The following is an 18351-nucleotide window of genomic DNA, read 5'->3' on the forward strand; positions in this document are numbered from 1 at the left end:
GCGTCGCGGGTATGACCGGCAGCGGCCGGAGTGGCTAGAGTGGAGGCTATGAGTTCGCCAGCCTCCCGTCCAGTCCCTCCAGCCGCTGCCAGCCAGCTCAACCTGCGCGGCGCCGTCGACCTTTCCAGCCTGAAACAGCGCACCGCGCCACCGGCCGGACAGTCTCCTGCCGGCGGCCAGCCCGGCCCTGGCGCCGGCCAGCCGGGGACGCCTGCCCCGGGGGCGGCGCCGGAAACCGGCGGTCAGCCGCTCCGCGTGGACGTCACCGAAGGAAACTTCCAGCAGCTTGTTGAGTTGTCCGCCCAGGTGCCCGTGGTCTTCGGCCTCTGGGCAAGCTATTCACCCGCCTCGGGCGAACTGATCAACGTCCTTGAAGGCATCATCAACAGCTACGGCGGCCGGCTGGTCCTTGGTGCCGCGGACATCGACGCCTTCCCCCAGCTTGCCCAGGCATTCCAGGTCCAGGCCGTCCCCACCGCCGTGGCGGTGGTAAAGGGACAGCCCGTTCCCCTGTTCCAGGGCGGAGCCGACGAACAACAGGTGCGCAGCCTGCTGGATGAACTTCTGAAGGTCGCAGCCGCCAACGGCGTTACGGGCAGTCTGGGCGGTTCCGGAACGGCAGCTGCCGAGGCCGAACCGGCCCCGCTGCCGCCACTGCACCAGGCCGCCTACGATGCCATCGAAGCAGGAGACTATGCTGCCGCGGCCGCGTCCTACCGCCAGGCGTTGCTGGAGATGCCGGCGGATGCCGAAGCCAAGGCCGGACTCGCCCAGGTGGAGCTGATGGAGCGGCTGCAGTCCCTGACCGGTCCGGACGGCGAAGCGCTCCGCAAAGTCGCGGCCGATGAGCCGGACAACCTTGATGCACAGCTGGGCGTAGCGGACCTGGACATCGCCGGCGGACACATCGATGACGCACTGGGCCGGATCGTTGGCTTCATCGGCCGGAACTTCGGTCCGGAGCGTGAGACCGCCCGCGTGCGGCTGCTCGAGCTCTTCGAGGTGGTGGGTCCGTCTGATGAGCGCGTTGCCAAGGCGCGGCAGGGACTGGCGCGGGTGCTGTTTTAATGCACTCGGCACTGTTTTCGCCGCTGGAGCTGCGCTCACTGAAGCTGCGTCACCGCGGCTGGGTTTCGCCCATGTGCCAGTACAGCTGCGGACCGGACACCGGTGAAGGCGTCCCGCATGACTGGCACCTCATGCATCTGGGGTCCTTCGCCGCCGGGGGAGCGGCCCTGATCCTCACCGAGGCGGCCGCAGTGAATGCGGCAGGCCGCATCAGCCCGCGCGACGCCGGCCTTTACAACGACGAACAGGCCTCGGCATGGGAGCGGATCACGGCGTTTGTGCACCGCTACGGCGCCGCTGACGCAAAGATCGGCACGCAGCTGGCGCACGCGGGCAGGAAAGCCTCGACTTACTGGCCCTTCTCCGGGAAGCACGGCTCCGTGCCGGCGTCCGACGGCGGCTGGGAGACGGTGGGGCCGGGCACCGGCGCCTTCGACGGCTATGCGCCACCCGCAGCCATGACAGCGGCGGAGATTGACGGCGTTATTGCCGATTTTGCAGCGGCCGCCGTCAGGGCGGTCGACGCCGGGTTCGACACGATCGAAATCCATGGCGCGCACGGTTACCTGCTGCACCAGTTCCAGAGCCCGCTCATCAACGACAGGACGGATGCCTGGGGTGGCGACGAAGCCGGACGCAACCGGCTCACCCTGGCTGTGGTGGACGCGGTCCGGAATGTCATCCCTGATTCGATGCCGCTGCTGCTGCGGATCTCCGCCTCGGACTGGGCCGACGGCGGGATCGACGCCGCCGCCTCGGTCCGGCTGGCCAGTGCCGCCGCAGAACGCGGAGTGGACCTCGTGGACGTCTCCAGCGGGGGTGCCGTGGCGCACCAGCAGATTCCGGCCGGCCCGGGCTACCAGACGGGGTTTGCAGCCCGGATCCGGCGCGAGGCAAGCGTCCGCACCGGCACCGTGGGACTGCTGACATCGGCCGGGCAGGCGGAACACGCCGTGGCCACAGGGCAGGCTGACGGGGTCTTCATTGCCCGCGCCGCACTCCGGGATCCGCACTGGTGGCTGCGCGCCGCCTTTGAGCTCGGCCACGAACTGCCGTGGGTCCCGCAATACGAACGTGCCGTTCCACGCCATTCGTTCTAGGAAGTAGCCCTTTCGGACGATCCTCCCCAAGCGCCCGGGAGGCTACGCTGGCAGCATGACTGAACCGCAACCCGGGATTCGTCCGCCTGACAGCCCCCAGCAGCACCCTGTTCCCGCCTTGGCGATCCGCGGCCTGGCAAAACGCTTCGGCGGGAAGATCGCGGTGGACGGGATCAGCCTGGATGTGCCGGCGGGGTCCTTCTACGGCATTGTGGGTCCTAACGGCGCGGGGAAGACCACCACGCTCTCGATGGCTACGGGGCTGCTCCGGCCGGACTTCGGCACGGCGCTGGTGCACGGCGTGGACGTCTGGGCCCGGCCCCTCGACGCCAAGAAGCTTATGGGCATCCTCACCGACGGCGTCCGGCTGTTCGACCGGCTGACGGGCGAACAGCTGGTGAGCTATGCGGGCCTGCTGCGGGGGATGAACAAGGACGTGGTGTCCGCAAGGGTTGCGGAACTCCTCGCCGCACTTGATCTCAGCGCCGACGCCGGGACGCTGGTGGTGGATTATTCCGCCGGCATGACCAAGAAGATCGCACTGGCTTCCGCCCTCATCCACGCCCCCAGGTTGCTGGTGCTGGATGAACCCTTTGAATCGGTCGACCCGGTTTCCGCGGCGAATATCCGGGACATCCTGGACCGCTACGTTGAATCCGGCGGGACCGTGATCGTCTCCAGCCACGTCATGGACCTGGTGCAGCGGATGTGCGACCACGTTGCAGTGGTTGCCGGAGGCAGGCTGCTGGCAGCCGGCACGGTGGAGGAAGTCCGGGCCGGAGCCTCCCTGGAGGACCGGTTTGTCCAGCTGGTGGGCGGCCGCAGCCAAACGGAGGGCCTGGAATGGTTACGCACCTTCTAAGGCTCAAACTGACGCTCCTGCGCAACAGCCTCCGGCGCAGCCCCTGGCAGCTGCTGGGGCTGATCATCGGGGGACTCTACGCCGTCGGCATTGCGGGTTTCTTCGGGGCGGCACTTGTGCTGCTCCGGACCGCCAACCTTGAGCTCGCCCAGACCGTGGTGGTACTGGGCGGTACCGCGGCGTTCCTGGGCTGGGCAATAGTGCCCGTCATTGCCTCGTCCGCGGACATGACCCTGGACCCGGCGCGTTTCACCACCGCGGCAGTTCCCATGCCCCAGCTGCTCACCGGCCTTGCCCTCGGCGGACTGATCGGGATTCCCGGCATCGCCACCACCCTCGTAGCGCTGGCCACCGTCGGCACCTGGAGCAGGGGATGGCCCCCGGTTGTGGCCGCCACAGCGGGAGCCGTCCTGGGCGTGCTGACATGCATTGTCCTTTCCAAAGTGGTGACGACGGCGACTGCAGGCCTGGCATCCTCCCGGCGGTTCAAGGACGTCAGTGCGCTCGCCTTTATGGTGCCGCTGATGCTGATGGGGCCGATCGTGGCCTTCCTGGCCCAGGGAGCCGCCGGCTCCGCCGGTTTCATGACCGGCCTGGCCCGGACCCTGGCCTGGACACCTGCCGGTGCCGCGTGGTCGCTGGGCGGAGACACCGCGGCGGGCCAGTACGGACCTGCCGTGCTGAAGCTCCTGATCGCCCTGGCAACACTGGCCGGCCTGGCCTGGTGCTGGAAGATGCTCCTGCAGCGTGCCCTGGTCACGCCGCCCTACGCCGCGAGCGGCAGGAAGCGCGCCGGCCGGATGGGCCTCTTCGGGGTGCTGCCGGCCACGCCCACCGGCGCCATTACGGCCCGGGCCCTCACCTACTGGATCCGGGACCCCCGGTACTCGGGATCCCTGGTGGTCATTCCGCTGCTGCCCGTCCTGATGTTCTTCCAAGCGGGCCAGACCGGGGACTACGGGGTACTGGCGATCATCGGTCCGTTGGCAGCGTTCCTGCTGGCGTGGTCGATTTCCGCGGATGTGTCCTATGACAACACGGCGTTCGCCCTGCATGTGTCCAGCGGGGTCCGCGGCGTCCATGACAGGCTGGGGCGCGCCCTCGCCTGCCTGGCGTTCGCACTTCCCATCGTGCTGGTCTTCAGCGTCGGCCCGTTCTTCTTTACCGGCGACTGGGAATGGCTGCCGGCGCTGCTGGGCCTCTCCCTGGGTGTCCTGTTCACAGGCCTGGGCCTGGCATCGGTCATCTCGGCGCGGTATACGGTGGCGGTCCCGCTCCCTGGCGACAGCCCGTTCAAGAAACCGCCGGGAAACGTCGCCCAGACCATGGCTGTCCAGTTCGGCGGGATGGGCGTATTGCTGGTGCTGGTGCTGCCGGAAGCTGCCCTGGTCGTCGCGCAGTCCGTCACGGGCAGCATGGTGCCCGGATGGATCAATCTGGTGCTGGGCCCGGCCCTGGGGCTGCTCCTCTTCGCCGTAGGGGTCCGCCTCGGCGGGAAATGGCTCGACGCCCGCGGCCCTGAACTCCTGGCCCAGCTCTCAGTCAACCGTTAGGCCTGATAGGGGCATGATGGGTACTACAGCACGCGAAAGGCGGTACGCCATGGAAGTGGTTATTCTTCCGGGGAGCAAACAGATCGGGGCGCTCGCCGCGGATGCCATCGAGGCGTTACTGCGCCGGAAACCGGACGCGGTACTCGGCCTGGCAACCGGGTCGTCACCGCTGCCGATCTACGACGAACTCGCCCGACGGCACGCGCAGGCCGGCCTCGACTTCAGCCGCGTACAGGCGTTTGCGCTGGACGAATACGTGGGGCTGGAACCGGGGCACCCCCAGTCCTACCGCGAGGTCATCCGGCGGGAGTTCACGGACCGGGTGAACATTGCTCCCGGGAACGTGCATCATCCCGACGGCTCCGCGGCGGACATCCCGGCGGCCTGCCAGGCCTACGAAGACGCCATCAAGGACGCCGGAGGGGTGGACCTCCAGTTGCTGGGAATAGGCACCGACGGCCACATCGGATTCAACGAGCCCGGCTCCTCGCTGGCGTCCAGGACGCGGATCAAGAGCCTCATCGAACAGACACGCCGGGACAACGCCCGGTTCTTCACAAACATCCATGATGTTCCCCACCACGTGCTCACCCAGGGGCTGGGCACCATCATGGAGGCCCGCCATGTGATCCTGGTTGCCACCGGTGCGCAGAAAGCGCAGGCGGTCCGGGACTTCGTGGAAGGTCCGGTGGCCGCCATATGTGCCGCGTCCGTCCTGCAGATGCACCCGCACGTCACCGTCCTGGTGGACGAGGCCGCCGCGTCATCCCTGCGGCTGGCGGACTACTACCGCCACACGTATGACAGCAAGCCGGCCTGGCAGGGCCTGTAGCCCGGAGGTCAGGTTTTTTGTCCGGCGCAACGGCTAAGATGGATGCCATGACTAGCATGACGGACCCCCTCGAAAACGACCCGATGCGTGAGCTTTCCGGAGCAGGAACGTCCACAGCCACTATCGAGCGCGAGGAACTGCGCCAGGAAGTGGAACCCGGCGACCGGGAACGGTTCTCCCACTACGTGCGCAAAGAGAAGATCATGGAATCTGCCATGACGGGCGATCCGGTCATCGCACTGTGCGGAAAAGTGTGGACCCCGGGCCGCGATCCCCAGAAGTTCCCGGTCTGCCCCCAGTGCAAAGAGGTCTATGAAGGCCTTCGTCCCGGTTCGGACGGCGGCAAGGGCTCCGACGGCGATTCCGGCAAATAGTGCCGCGTACCGGTCACCCGGCTGATTCGGGTGACCGGCCCGCCCTGCGGTGGCGGGGCAATACAACCACGGGGCGCTGATCTCTGCTGCGCGTCCCCGTGCCCACGAAGATTTTGATGACCGGACCAGTGCGGCTCCTCCGGAACAGATTGGTGTTTATGTTTATGTGTCTTTCGCTCACGGCTGCCGCAATGCGGGGAATTGAGGGCTCTGCGTGACGGAGACACTCTTTGGCGGGCCAACGCTGCCACCGGCCTACCCGGAACGGGCAGCGTGGGGAACCGCTCCGAAGCTCCGTGCGTGGCAGCAGGAAGCGCTCGACCGCTATTTTGCAACCGGCCCCAAAGACTTCCTGGCGGTGGCAACCCCCGGGGCAGGAAAGACCACCTTCGCCCTGCGTGTGGCGTCGATGCTGATCGAGGCCGGCACCGTGAACCGTGTGACCATCGTGGCGCCCACGGACCACCTCAAACGCCAGTGGGCTGATGCTGCGGCACGGGTCGGCATCGCGATCGACCCCAACTTCAAGAATTCGGACGGACAGCACGGCCGCGGCTTCATCGGCGTGGCGGTGACCTACGCCCAGGTGGCCAGCAAGCCCATGCTGCACCGCGCCAAGACGGAAGCAGCCCGGACCCTGGTGATCCTCGACGAGATCCACCACGGCGGCGAAGCCCTGTCCTGGGGTGACGGCCTCCGCGAGGCCTTCGACCCGGCGGCACGCCGGCTATCGCTGACGGGTACTCCCTTCCGTTCCGACACATCACCCATTCCGTTCGTGGAGTACGCCGAGGACCGGGACGGCATCCGCCGCTCCAAGGCGGACTACACGTACGGCTACGGCAACGCCCTCCGCGACCATGTGGTCCGCCCCGTGATGTTCATGGCGTACTCAGGACAGATGCGCTGGCGCACCAGCGGCGGCGAGGAGATGGCGGCATCCCTGGGCGAGTCGGCGGTCACCAAGGACATCATTGCGCATGCCTGGCGGACTGCCCTCAACCCGGCCGGCGAGTGGATCCCGGCTGTCCTGGCAGGGGCGGACAAGCGCCTGAGTGAGGTCCGCCGCACCGTGCCTGACGCCGGCGGCCTGGTGATCGCCACGGACCACGACGCGGCGCGCGCCTACGCGGGCCAGCTGAAGAAGATCACCGGTGAATCCCCCACCGTGATCCTTTCCGATGACGCCAAGGCCTCCAGCAAGATCGAGGAATTCACCGCCAGCGAAAAGCGCTGGATGGTGGCCGTCCGGATGGTGTCCGAAGGCGTTGACGTGCCGCGGCTTTCGGTGGGCGTCTACGCCACCTCCACGTCCACGCCGCTGTTCTTCGCCCAGGCCGTGGGCCGTTTTGTGCGCGCCCGCAAGCGCGGCGAAACCGCCTCCGTGTTCCTGCCGTCAGTGCCGCAGCTGACTGCACTGGCGAACTCGATGGAAGCCGAACGGGACCACGCCCTGGACCGGCCGGAGAAGGAGGACGCCGACGGCCTGTTCAACCCCGAAGACTCGCTCATGGACGAGGCCAACCGGGAGGACAAGGCGTCCGACAGCCTCACCAAGGGCAAGTTTGAGGCCCTGGACTCGCAGGCGTCATTCGACCGCGTGCTGTTTGACGGCGGCGAGTTCGGCACCGGCGGCGACATCGGATCCGACGACGAACTGGACTTCCTGGGGATTCCGGGCCTCCTGGACGCCGAGCAGGTTGGAACGCTGCTGCGCCAGCGCCAGCACGAGCAGCAGAGCCGTAAGAAGCTGAGGGCTCCCGAGAACGCACCGGCTCCCACCGTGCCGGACCACCGGATGCTGATGGACCTGCGCAACGAACTTGCCAAGAACGTGGCTGCCTGGTCCGCGCGGACCGGAACTCCGCACGGCGTGGTGCACACGAAGCTCCGCACCGTGTGCGGCGGCCCGCCGGTGGCGCAGGCGAATGAGGAACAGCTGCAGGCCCGGCTGCGGAAGCTTCAGGACTGGTTCATCGGCCGCAAGTAGGGCGCGGCCGATGAGGGTGCGGCCGGGGCGGGCTGCCGAAGGAGCGCCGGATCAGGCGAGGTCCACGCCGCCGAGTTCCATCTCGGCGAACGCGTCGTCAAGGTCGGCCGCGATCCCGGCCGTCAAGTTCCGGACCACCGTGACCGAGTAACCGGCCTGGACGGCATCCAGGGCCGTGGCCATGACGCAGTAGTCGGTGGCGATGCCCACGATGACGACGTCCTCCACATCGTGGCTCTGCAGCCAGTCGTCCAGTCCGATGGCGTCCTCGTCGGCGAATGAAGCCGCGGTGAGCGCCTCCACGTCGTCCGGCAAAGACAGGGCCCCGGGTTTGCGCTCGCCCGTGGGCACCTCGTCCTCCGGAGCCAGGATGCCTTCGAAGCCGGAGTAGGCGGCTGTGAACTGGCCCTTCCGGAAATAGGCCTGGATGTACTCCGTGTCCAGATCCGGATGCAGCTCCGCGCCGGGCGTGCCGGCAACGCAGTGCGGAGGCCAGCTGTCAATGAAGTCGGGGGCTTCGGAGAAGTGGGCGCCGGGCTCGATGTGCCAGTCCTGCGTAGCCACGATGTGGTCGAACTGGCCGTGGTAGGCGTCCACGTACTCGCTGATGGCGCCCGCGACGTCGGCCCCGCCCTTGACGGCCAGGGAACCGCCCTCGCAGAAATCGTTCTGCACATCAACAATAATCAGGGCGCGTGACATCAGTTCTCCTCATAAACGGTGGGGATGGCCGCCTCGCCGCGCTGCAGGCGGTTGACGACGGGCGGCAGTTCCGCCATTGAGTCCATGTGGCGCTGGCGGGCGCGGAAGACGCCCTCGGTTCCCGTCCAACCGGGGAGGAGCTCGCCGTTTTTGACGAACTGCTGCAGCAGCTGGCGGTCGTTGCCGTCGTCCTCGGGACGGTGGCCCACCCCCACGATCTCGTGCGTGGCGACGCCCCGTTCATTCAGCCTGCGCAGCGCGTACTTCCGGCCGCCCTTGCTGGTCTTGTTCTTGGCCGCTTTAGCCACGGACACGAATTCCCCGGAGTCGTCGGTGCGGCTGACGAGCTTGTACACCATGCTCGCGGTGGGGGCGCCGGAGCCGGTGACCAGCGAGGTGCCCACGCCATAGGAGTCAACCGGCGCCGACTGCAACGCCGCGATGGCGTACTCATCCAGGTCCGAGGTGACCACGATCTTGGTGTTCTCGTTGCCCAGTTCGTCCAGCAACTGACGGACCCACTGGGCCTGCGCCACGAGGTCCCCGGAGTCCAGCCGGACGGCTCCCAGTTGGGGACCCGCCAGGTCAACGGCCGTACGGACGGCCGCTTCGACGTCGTACGTGTCCACCAGCAGCGAGGTTCCGCTGCCGAGCGAGGCGATCTGCGCCTCAAAGGCTTCCCGTTCGGTGTCGTGCAGAAGCGTGAAGGAATGGGCGGCGGTGCCCACCGTCTTGATGCCGTAACGCCGGCCGGCTTCGAGGTTGGAGGTGCTGTCGAAGCCGGCGATGACGGCTGCACGTGCAGCCGCGGCCGCTGACTCCTCCTGGGTCCGCCGGGATCCCATTTCGATGCAGGGGCGGTTGCCTGCGGCGGTGATCATCCGGGACGCCGCGGAGGCGATGGCGCTGTCGTGGTTGAGCACCGAGAGGATATAGGTTTCCAGGATGCAGGCCTCAGCGAACGTCGACTCCACAATCAGGATGGGGGAGTTGGGAAAGTACGCTTCGCCCTCGGCATAGCCCCAGATTTCCCCGCTGAAACGGAACCCGGCCAGATAGTCCAGGGTTTCGGCGTTGACCACTCCGGAACTGCGGAGGAAGTCCAGCTCGGGGCCGCCGAACCTGAAGTCCGCGATGCCTTCCAGCAGCCGGCCCGTTCCGGCCACGATCCCGTAGCGGCGGCCGTCCGGGAGCCTGCGGGCGAACGCCTCAAACACCGACTTCCGGTGTGCGGCACCGGAGTGCAGCGCGGCCTGGAGCATGGTCAGCTCGTAATGGTCGGTGTACAAGGACGTGCGGGGATGGTCCCAGCCAGCAGAGGTACTCACAAATTCACTCTAGTCCCCACCGGCTCCCACGTCTCGCTTCGCTTCGCCGCGGGGCCCTCGCCGGCGTGGGCCCACCCACCGGCTCCCACGTCTCGCTTCGCTTCGCCGCGGGGCCCTCGCCGGCGTGGGCCCACCCACCGGCTCCCACGTCTCGCTTCGCTTCGCCGCGGGGCCCTCGCCGGCGTGGGCCCATCATCGCCCTAGAATGGACAGATGACCCTTAGCGTTGCGCTCGGCCCCGACACCCGGGAGAGCACCCAGACCGGAACTGTGACGTCCACCGACGCCCTGACGGCCCCGGACATTCCCTGGAACCTGGTGATCTGGAACGATCCCGTCAACCTGATGAGCTATGTGAGCTACGTCTTCCAGAGTTACTTCGGCTATTCCGAGCCCAAGGCCAACAAGCTCATGATGGAGGTCCACAAGAAAGGACGTTCCATCGTGGCGCACGGCAGCAAGGAGCAGGTGGAGCAGCACGCCGTCGCCATGCACGGCTTCGGTTTGTGGGCAACGGTGGAGAAAGCCGCCGGCGGCGGAAAAGACGGCGGATCCGGCAAGGGCAAAGGCAAACGTGGCTAAGGCATTCAAATACGGGATCAAAGGCATCACCGGGTACCTGGAGCCGGCGGAGCGGGAACTGCTGCGCAGCCTGATCGACGACGTCATCTCCATGCTCCAGCCGGCCGAAAGCGCCAGTGAAGATCCGCTCACCGCCCTGATCGGGCTGGACATGAATGTCCGGGAACCGTCGGACCGTGCGCTGCGGCGGCTGCTGCCCAACGTGACGAAGGACGACGACGCCGCCTCACTGGAGTTCCGCCAACTCACCGAACGCTCTCTGCGGGAAAACAAGATCGGCGCCCTGCGGGCAGCCGCCCTGGGGCTGGACACCAACGAACTGGTTCTTTCGCCGGCCGATGCCAGGCACTGGTCGCAGGCGCTCAACGACGTCCGGCTTGTCCTGGCCGAAAGGCTCGACATCCGCGATGACGCCGATGCCGAACATGTCCATGCCATGCAGGACTGGTCCCAGGCCGAGGACGTTGAAAGCTACCTGGCACTGGTGTACAACTTCACCACGTGGCTGCAGGAATCTCTGGTGCAGGCCATGCTGCAGTCCATGGAGCCGCGCGGCTGACCGGACCGGCCCGCGCCCCCGTGCGGCCGGCCGGCCAATTGTGACCCATCCGACATGAGTCGGGCGACACAATGTAATGGCCGCACCATCAGGGAAGCCCTATCCTCGAATAATCATGACTTCAGCATCGAGCATGGATCCGGCAGCGGCAGCTGTGGCGGATTCCCCAGCGAGCAGCCCGGACGACAGCCCTATGGGCTCGCGCCCCATCGGCATCTTCGACTCCGGCGTCGGCGGACTGACCGTGGCACGGTCCATCATCGACCAGCTGCCGAATGAATCGATCCTGTACGTAGGGGATACGGCCAACGGCCCCTATGGCCCGCTGCCCATCGCCGAGGTCCGCGCCAACGCCCTCGGCGTCATGGATGAGCTGGTGGACTCCGGCGTCAAGCTGCTGACCATCGCATGCAACTCGGCCTCCGCCGCCGTGCTGCGGGACGCCCGTGAACGGTACACGGCCCGCTACGGAATCCCCGTCATCGAAGTCATCCAGCCGGCCGTGCGGCGGGCAGTGGCCGCCACCCGGAGCGGCCGGGTGGGCGTCATCGGCACCTCCGCCACCATCGGCTCCCGCGCTTACGAGGACACCTTCGCCGCCGCGCCCGACCTGCACATCACCTCCGTGGCCTGCCCGGCATTCGTCAGCTACGTGGAGGCCGGCATCACCACGGGCCCGGAACTGCTGGCCGTCGCCCGGGAGTACCTTGAGCCGCTGCGCTCCGCCGGCGTGGACACGGTGGTGCTCGGCTGTACGCACTACCCGCTGCTGACCGGCGTCATCTCCTATGTCATGGGGGAGGACGTCACCCTCGTATCCAGTGCCGAGGAAACCGCCAAGGACGTGTACCGGGCGCTCGTCTCGCACGACCTGCAGCGGACCCTCGAAGCACCGCCCGAGCACCACTTCATTGCCACCGGTGAAGCAGGCCAGTTCGAAACCCTGGCCAGGCGTTTCCTGGGGCCCGAGGTGCTCAGCGTGCGGCACGTGGACCACGTTGCCGCGCAGTACCCCACCGGCAGCCTGGCGAAAATTACGCCGGAAATGATCGCGGCCGCGCAGGCCGGCGCCTCCCGGCCGCGGATTTCCAACTTCGTCGGCGGATCCGCGGCCGGGGGGTCCCGCCGGTGAAATTGACCATTGTTGGCTGCACCGGATCCTTCCCCGGACCGGGCTCCCCGGCGTCGTGCTACCTGTTGACCGCCCACGACGGCGAGCGGACCTGGAAGATCGTCATGGACCTTGGCAGCGGGGCGCTGGGCGCCATCCAGCGGTACACGGACCTCGAGGACATCGATGCGATCTTCCTCACCCACCTTCATCCGGACCATTGCATGGACCTGTGCGGGCTGCACGTGGCTGTGCGCTGGAAGCCGGGCGGCTGGGGCCGTGACCGGATCCCGGTGTGGGGACCTGCCGCCACGGCCGACCGGATGGCCACGGCGTACGGGCTGGAACTGGATCCGGGCATGCATGAGGAATTCGACTTCACCAACTGGACGGAACGGCAGTCGGTCACCGTCGGGCCGTACACCGTGACGCCCTTCGCGGTGAACCACCCTGTGGAGGAGGCCTACGCCCTCCGTGTCGAAGTCACCGAACCATCCGCGGACGGCGCCCCCGTCACCCGTGTACTCACGTACTCGGGTGACACTGACTCTTGCTCCGGACTGGAGGAGGCCGCGAAAGACGCCGACCTGTTCCTGTGCGAGGCAGCCTTCGAGGAAGGCCGCGACGACGACATCAAGGACGTCCACCTGACCGGCAAACGCGCCGGTGAGGCCGCTGTGGCCGCCGGTGCCCGCCGGTTGCTGCTGACCCACATTCCGGTGTGGACCTCGCAGACAACCGTAATGGCGGAAGCCAAGCAGGTCTTCGGGCAGCACGTTGCTGTGGCCGTGGCGGGCGTGCACTACACCATCTGAGGCGCCGGCCGCCCGGGGCAGTTGTGGTCCGGGCACGCCTGGGCGGGTCGATAAGCTAAAGGCATGACTTCTGAAGCAATTGCCACCCCCGTCATTCGTGCCGACGGCCGTACCCCTGATCAGCTCCGCCCGATCAGCATCACCCGCGGCTGGTCCAAGCAGGCCGAAGGTTCGGCCCTGATCGAATTCGGTAATACCCGGGTGCTATGCACGGCTTCCCTGACCGAAGGCGTGCCGCGCTGGCTCAAGGGGGAGGGCCGCGGCTGGGTCACCGCCGAGTACGCCATGCTGCCCCGCGCCACCAACACCCGTTCCGCCCGTGAGTCCGTGAAGGGCAAGATCGGCGGCCGCACCCACGAGATTTCCCGGCTGATCGGCCGTTCGCTCCGTTCCATCATCGACACCAAGGCTCTCGGCGAGAACACGATCGTGCTGGACTGCGACGTCCTGCAGGCCGACGGCGGTACGCGCACCGCCGCCATCACCGGAGCCTATGTGGCGCTCGCCGAGGCCATCCGCTTCGCCCGCGAAAACAAGATCATCTCCAAGAACGCCCAGCCCCTCATCGACACGATCGCGGCCGTGTCGGTCGGCATCATCGACGGCGTCCCCATGCTGGACCTGCCGTACGTCGAGGATGTCCGCGCCGAGACGGACATGAATGTGGTGGTCACCGGCTCCGGCAAGTTCGTGGAGGTGCAGGGCACCGCAGAGGGGGCACCCTTCGACCGCGACGAGCTGAACAAGCTGCTGGACCTGGCCCTGCTGGGCACCGAGCAGCTCGCCGCCATCCAGCGCGAAACCCTGGCGGAAGCCCCGTGACCCAGCCCGACGGGATCCGCAGCGACGGCGTTCCCGGCTCCGCCGCTGCGGCTCCCGTGCTGGTCCTGGCAACGCACAACAAAGGCAAGCTCCGGGAACTGCGGGAGCTTTTGCGCGGGCAGGTGCCGGGGCTCGACGTCGACACCCAGGTAGTGGACGCCGGCGCCGTCGGCGCACCGGACGTCGCTGAGACGGGAGTGACGTTTGCCGAGAACTCCCTGCTCAAGGCACGGGCAGTCGCGGAGGCTACCGGGCTGGTGGCCATTGCGGATGATTCGGGTCTCTCGGTGGATGTCCTCGGCGGGGCGCCGGGGATCTTTTCGGCACGGTGGAGCGGCCGGCACGGGGACGACGCCGCCAACCTGCAGCTTCTGCTGGCGCAGCTGGCCGATGTTCCGGACGGGTACCGCGGCGCTGCCTTCGTTTGCGCCGCGGCGCTCGCCGTACCGGGCCACGCAACGGATGGCGGCCGCGAAGTGGTGGAGTACGGCCAGCTCGAAGGATCGTTGCTGCGCGAACCGCGTGGCGAGGGTGGATTCGGCTATGACCCGGTGCTCCAGCCGAGCGGCTTGGACCGCAGCTGCGCCGAGTTGAGCCCGGAGGAGAAGAACGCCATCAGCCATCGGGGCCAGGCGTTCAGGGCGCTCCTGCCCTCAATCGTTGAGGCGTTGGCCGAGCACAGCCCGCGGAACCGGTTCTAGCGGTCAGAAATGATTGAAGGCGCCCCCGCAGGGGGCGCCTTCAATCATTTTGCAGTGCTATCCGTCAGCCGGAGCTACATGTTCGTCTTGCGTTCTTCTTCGGGTTCGTGCTCTTCGATGAACTCGTCCACGGCGTCCGTGCCGAAGTGCGCGGCCTGGCGCTTGGCGGACAGCCCGCGGAGCACTTCGATGCCGATGGGGATCACGGAGACCAGCACGATCACGATGAAGATGATGTCGAGGTTCTCGCGGACCCACGGCACCCGGTCGCCCAGCAGGTAGCCGAGCAGCGTGACGCCGCCGCCCCAAAGGACGGCGCCGATGACGTTGAAGAGGAAGAACTTGCGCTTGCTCATCTGCGCGACGCCCACGATGACCGGGACGAAGGTGCGGATGATGGGAACGAAGCGTGCCAGGATTAGCGCCTTGCCGCCGTGCTTTTCGAAGAAGGCGTGCGCGCTTTCGACGTTTTCACGCTTGAACAGTTTGGAGTCCGGCTTGTTGAAGATGGCCGGACCGGCTTTGGAACCGATGAAATAGCCGGTCTGGTTGCCGATGATGGCCGCAACGATGATCAGGGCGGAGAACAGCCAGATGTTGAACTTGATGGTGTCCGTTGCTACCAGAAGCCCGGCAGTGAACAGCATGGAGTCGCCGGGGAGGAAGAAGCCGATCAGCAGACCTGTCTCGGCGAAGATGATGCCGCAGACCAGCAGCACAACCCAGGGCGCAAGTGCCGGATCGGCCAGGAAGATCTGGGGGTTGAGCCAGTCGGGGAGGAACGAGGCCAGGTGCGGCTGCACCGGTCCCGCACCCCCGAGGGTGGACACGGCAAAGTCACTCATCGCATGTAGGTTCACCACTCAAGGTTACTGGACCTCCGGTGCCGGGCCCGTCCTGCACGGCCGTTGCGTGACCATCGACACCCGCGACAAGCCGGCTTAGTGTGCCGGGGCGCGGGCCGACCGGCGGTAAAGTTTGACCCGTGGGTTTGGACTTTACGGCGATCGACTTCGAGACAGCCAACGGCTTCCGCGGTTCGCCGTGCGCCGTTGGCCTGAGCAAGGTCCGCGGCGGCGTGGTGGTGGAGGAAGCCTCCTGGCTGATGCGGCCGCCCGAAAACCACGACCGGTTCGACTACCACAATGTGCGGATCCACGGCATCAGGCCCGAGGACGTGGCCGGCCTGCCGCGCTTCGGCGAACTCTTTCCTGAGATCGGCGCATTCATTGGCGGCGATGTCCTGGCCGCGCACAACGCCGCCTTCGACCTGGGCGTGATCCGGTCAGGTCTGGAAGTGTCCGGGCTGCCGGGCCCCGCCTACGACTATGTGTGCACGGTGATGCTCTCCCGCCGGTGCTATTCGCTGGTTTCCAATTCGCTGCCCTACGCTGCCGAGGAAGCGGGCGTCCCGCTGGTCAACCACCATGACGCGGCTGAGGATGCCAGGGCATGTGCAGGAATCCTGATCGACATTGCGCAGCGGAACGGTGCCGGCAGCATCGCCGAACTCTACCTGTCCCTGGGGCTCCCGCTGCAGCACCAGCAGGCGTTTGATCCCGCCCGTGACGGCCTGTCGAAAGCAACCCTGACAGCCTTGGGGGCGGCCGGCGGCACCGGGACCGCGGCACGGCCGTTCACGCCGGGCTGGCCCGAGGAAGGGGCCAACCCCGCGCCGAATTCCGACGCCGAACCCGGCCATCCGCTGTTCGGGCAGACCGTCGTGTTCACGGGGGAACTGGCCATGCCCCGGCCCGAAGCCAAGGTCCTGTCCGCGGAGTTCGGTGCACAGCCTGAAAGCCGGGTGACCGGCCGGACCACGGTGCTGGTGGTCGGCGACGGCTTTGTGGCTTCGGATCTCCGCTCCGGCCGCCTGACGGGCAAGGCGCGGCGGGTACTGGAACTCCACGAGCGGGGCCAGCGTATCGAGGTGCTGTCCGAAGGTGAGTTCCTGCAAATGGTTGGCGGGCAGGTGACCGCTGCCGCCGCCCTGATGTAGCAGCTGCTTCCCGGGCGGTCGCCGGAGGGTCATATGGCGCAACAATGCTTCCGGTGCTGCCGGCGGCCTCCTAGCCTTGCACCATGGGCAAACTGCGGGTCACCGATTCCACCACTGTCACTGCGGCTGATGCCGCCCCCGCCACCGGCGCTGCCATTGCGGCTGAGAACCAGCGCGCCGGGGTGGACTGGCGCAAGGTGTTCGAGTTCCCCAACCCGGTCAACGAGTATGCCGCCCGGATCACGGCGGGCCTGGTCGTGCTGCTGGCCGCCGTGACGCTGATGACCGGCTGGGGCTGGGGGCTGGCCGTCATTGCCGCCGGCTTCTGGCTGCGCGTGCTGTTCGGTCCCCGGATTTCACCGCTGGCCCAGCTCTCCGTCAAGGTCCTGGCGCCGCGCCTTGGCCGGGCCAAGCTTGTCCCCGGTCCGCCCAAGCGCTTCGCGCAGGGCATCGGTGCAGCCATGTCGACTGCCGCGGCGCTGCTGCTCGCGGCAGGGCTCGCTCCGGCTGCCTGGTCGCTCCTGGCGGTCCTGGTCCTGGCAGCCTCGCTGGAGGCGTTCGCAGGGTTCTGCCTTGGCTGCGCGATCTTCGGCTTCCTTCAGAGCCGCGGGCTGATCCCGGAGGACATCTGCGAGGCGTGCAACAACATCACCCTCAGGCGATCGTAACTTTGACCAGCTGACCGGCCATGCCCCGGATGACGTCCGGTGCTTCCAGGGAATCCAGCCACTCCGCCGGAAGGCAGTCCTCACCGTAAAGGGCTCCTAGGATGTTCCCGGCAATGGAGCCGGTGGAGTCGCTGTCTCCGCTGTGGTTCACAGCGAGCACAATTGCCTCGCGGAAGTGTGACTGCGGGTCGACGCCCGCGGTCTCCGGCGCGGTGTCGCCGGCCACATCCGGTGCCGTGGCCAGCACCGCGTAAAGCGCGACGGCGAGGGCTTCCTCTGCCACCCAGCCCTCTCCGAGTTCCCGCACCAGGTCCTCGGGGCCGAGGCGGCCGGCACCGGCCGCCGGCCCGGAAACTCCCGCGAGCTGAAAGGCCCGTTCCAGCCGGTCGATAAGCGCCGGCTCGGCGTCGTCCCGGCCCCGGGCATGGGCGAAGGCATAGGTAGCCGCCTCAAGGAGACTTTGGCCACTTACCAGGGCATGGATCAGGAGGCTGAACGTTCCTGCGCTCTGCCGCGCTGAACGGTGGCCGTGGGTCAATGAAGCCGCGTCAGTGCTCAGCTTGTACACCGCGTCGGCAGGAATATGCGGAATCAGGCCGAACGGTGCCGAGCGCATCACCGTTCCGCAGCCCTTCGACCCGGGATTGACCGGGCGGTACACGGTTCCCATTTCACCTGTGGCCAGGCCGCTGAGGCAGGCATTTCCGGGCGCCCGCCGGTGCTTCAGGGCCGCCTGGCCGTCAATCCACCGCGGCTGCGGAACCGGAGCCGACGGCGGGACAGGCACACCCTGGGTAGCCAGCCACCGCAGGTAGGCGAGCCACACACAGGCGTTGGCATCGGCGGCCGTGCCGGCATTTGCCCATTCCAGTGCCTCCACCAGGCCGTCAACTGTATACAGCGTCATTTGGGTGTCGTCCGAAAAGTGGCTGCCGGCGTCGAGCGCTGAAAAATCCTGAAGTCCCGCGGGGCCAAACCGGCTCCGGATGGTGGAAATATCGTCGAATTCCACGGCGTAGCCGAGGGAATCGCCCAGTGCGCCGCCCAGCAGGCAGCCATGGATCCGGGACTGGGGCGTCGGTGCCGGCGGGCGGGAAGGTTCAGTGCTCATGACTGTAAATTTACCCCGGGCAGGCCCGCCGAGTCGCCGGGAGCCGGGGCCCCGGTCGCTGCGACGGCGTGCCGCGGGCTAAGCTCGAATCCAGCAAGCGTCCAGACTCCGTTGGCAGAATACGTCGGACAGTACATTGCCGGGCGCACCGCCGTCCGCACGCCCGCCGGAATC

19 protein-coding genes are annotated in these 18351 nt (G+C 67.3%); 15 read left to right on the forward strand and 4 right to left on the reverse strand.

Annotated features, from left to right (window positions below):
- The first annotated feature begins 48 nt into the window (after nt 1-48).
- The 7 genes from JOE31_RS09800 to JOE31_RS09830 all read left to right on the forward strand — a co-directional run bounded on the left by JOE31_RS09800 (nt 49) and on the right by JOE31_RS09830 (nt 7779).
- Entirely contained in the window at nt 49-1068 is a 1020-nt protein-coding gene (locus tag JOE31_RS09800) for a tetratricopeptide repeat protein (protein ID WP_209743690.1), read from the forward strand.
- Nucleotides 1068-2168 carry an NADH:flavin oxidoreductase/NADH oxidase gene (locus tag JOE31_RS09805; protein ID WP_209743693.1) on the forward strand — a complete coding sequence of 367 codons (1101 nt, stop codon included), beginning with the start codon at nt 1068-1070 and terminating at the stop codon, nt 2166-2168. The genes JOE31_RS09800 and JOE31_RS09805 overlap by 1 nt, the downstream gene beginning before the upstream one ends.
- Before the next feature lie 55 nt (nt 2169-2223).
- On the forward strand, nt 2224-3030 hold the full coding sequence (locus tag JOE31_RS09810) for an ABC transporter ATP-binding protein (RefSeq protein WP_209743695.1): 807 nt from the start codon (nt 2224-2226) through the stop codon (nt 3028-3030).
- Entirely contained in the window at nt 3012-4583 is a 1572-nt protein-coding gene (locus JOE31_RS09815) for a transporter (protein ID WP_209743697.1), read from the forward strand. The genes JOE31_RS09810 and JOE31_RS09815 overlap by 19 nt, the downstream gene beginning before the upstream one ends.
- Before the next feature lie 49 nt (nt 4584-4632).
- Complete coding sequence (gene nagB / locus JOE31_RS09820; RefSeq protein ID WP_209743698.1) at nt 4633-5415, forward strand: glucosamine-6-phosphate deaminase; 783 nt, start codon at nt 4633-4635, stop codon at nt 5413-5415.
- Between the two features lie 38 nt (nt 5416-5453).
- Entirely contained in the window at nt 5454-5789 is a 336-nt protein-coding gene (locus JOE31_RS09825) for a DUF3039 domain-containing protein (RefSeq protein ID WP_043429870.1), read from the forward strand.
- A 214-nt stretch (nt 5790-6003) separates the two neighbouring features.
- Complete coding sequence (locus tag JOE31_RS09830; RefSeq protein WP_209743700.1) at nt 6004-7779, forward strand: DEAD/DEAH box helicase; 1776 nt, start codon at nt 6004-6006, stop codon at nt 7777-7779.
- Nucleotides 7780-7830: 51 nt separating this feature from the next.
- On the opposite strand, the gene JOE31_RS09835 is transcribed toward JOE31_RS09830, so the two are convergent.
- Both JOE31_RS09835 and JOE31_RS09840 read right to left on the reverse strand, forming a co-directional pair.
- Nucleotides 7831-8481, reverse strand: coding sequence for an isochorismatase family protein (locus JOE31_RS09835; RefSeq protein WP_209743702.1), 651 nt, complete (start codon nt 8479-8481; stop codon nt 7831-7833).
- Nucleotides 8481-9809, reverse strand: a complete 1329-nt coding sequence (locus JOE31_RS09840) for a nicotinate phosphoribosyltransferase (RefSeq protein WP_307864398.1) — start codon at nt 9807-9809, stop codon at nt 8481-8483. The genes JOE31_RS09835 and JOE31_RS09840 overlap by 1 nt, the downstream gene beginning before the upstream one ends.
- Nucleotides 9810-10022: 213 nt before the next feature.
- Between JOE31_RS09840 and clpS the strand changes: the two genes are divergently transcribed.
- From clpS to rdgB, 6 genes are all read left to right on the forward strand, one after another.
- Nucleotides 10023-10391 carry an ATP-dependent Clp protease adapter ClpS gene (gene clpS / locus JOE31_RS09845; protein WP_011692426.1) on the forward strand — a complete coding sequence of 123 codons (369 nt, stop codon included), beginning with the start codon at nt 10023-10025 and terminating at the stop codon, nt 10389-10391.
- Nucleotides 10384-10950 (forward strand): DUF2017 domain-containing protein, encoded by a 567-nt coding sequence (locus JOE31_RS09850; protein WP_209743704.1) that lies wholly within the window; start codon nt 10384-10386, stop codon nt 10948-10950. The genes clpS and JOE31_RS09850 overlap by 8 nt, the downstream gene beginning before the upstream one ends.
- A gap of 115 nt (nt 10951-11065) precedes the next feature.
- On the forward strand, nt 11066-12082 hold the full coding sequence (gene murI, locus JOE31_RS09855; RefSeq protein ID WP_245199108.1) for a glutamate racemase: 1017 nt from the start codon (nt 11066-11068) through the stop codon (nt 12080-12082).
- Nucleotides 12079-12876, forward strand: a complete 798-nt coding sequence (locus tag JOE31_RS09860; protein ID WP_209743707.1) for an MBL fold metallo-hydrolase — start codon at nt 12079-12081, stop codon at nt 12874-12876. The genes murI and JOE31_RS09860 overlap by 4 nt, the downstream gene beginning before the upstream one ends.
- 63 nt (nt 12877-12939) lie before the next feature.
- Entirely contained in the window at nt 12940-13698 is a 759-nt protein-coding gene (gene rph, locus JOE31_RS09865) for a ribonuclease PH (protein ID WP_245199109.1), read from the forward strand.
- Nucleotides 13695-14399, forward strand: a complete 705-nt coding sequence (rdgB, locus tag JOE31_RS09870) for an RdgB/HAM1 family non-canonical purine NTP pyrophosphatase (protein WP_307864399.1) — start codon at nt 13695-13697, stop codon at nt 14397-14399. The genes rph and rdgB overlap by 4 nt, the downstream gene beginning before the upstream one ends.
- A gap of 74 nt (nt 14400-14473) precedes the next feature.
- Here rdgB and JOE31_RS09875 read toward each other — a convergent pair whose 3' ends face one another.
- A complete protein-coding gene (locus tag JOE31_RS09875; protein WP_209743709.1) occupies nt 14474-15244 on the reverse strand; it encodes a VTT domain-containing protein in 771 nt (256 codons plus the stop codon).
- Nucleotides 15245-15384: 140 nt separating this feature from the next.
- On the opposite strand from JOE31_RS09875, the gene JOE31_RS09880 reads away from it, so the two are divergent.
- Nucleotides 15385-16398: an exonuclease domain-containing protein gene (locus JOE31_RS09880; protein WP_209743711.1), complete on the forward strand. Its 1014-nt coding sequence runs from the start codon at nt 15385-15387 to the stop codon at nt 16396-16398.
- Between the two features lie 83 nt (nt 16399-16481).
- Entirely contained in the window at nt 16482-17066 is a 585-nt protein-coding gene (locus tag JOE31_RS09885; RefSeq protein WP_245199110.1) for a DUF4395 domain-containing protein, read from the forward strand.
- On the opposite strand, the gene JOE31_RS09890 is transcribed toward JOE31_RS09885, so the two are convergent.
- Nucleotides 17053-18177: an ADP-ribosylglycohydrolase family protein gene (locus JOE31_RS09890; RefSeq protein WP_209743713.1), complete on the reverse strand. Its 1125-nt coding sequence runs from the start codon at nt 18175-18177 to the stop codon at nt 17053-17055. The genes JOE31_RS09885 and JOE31_RS09890 overlap by 14 nt on opposite strands.
- Nucleotides 18178-18351: the final 174 nt, after the last annotated feature.

The organism is Arthrobacter sp. PvP023 (assembly GCF_017832975.1).
In the GTDB taxonomy this organism is placed as follows: domain Bacteria; phylum Actinomycetota; class Actinomycetes; order Actinomycetales; family Micrococcaceae; genus Arthrobacter.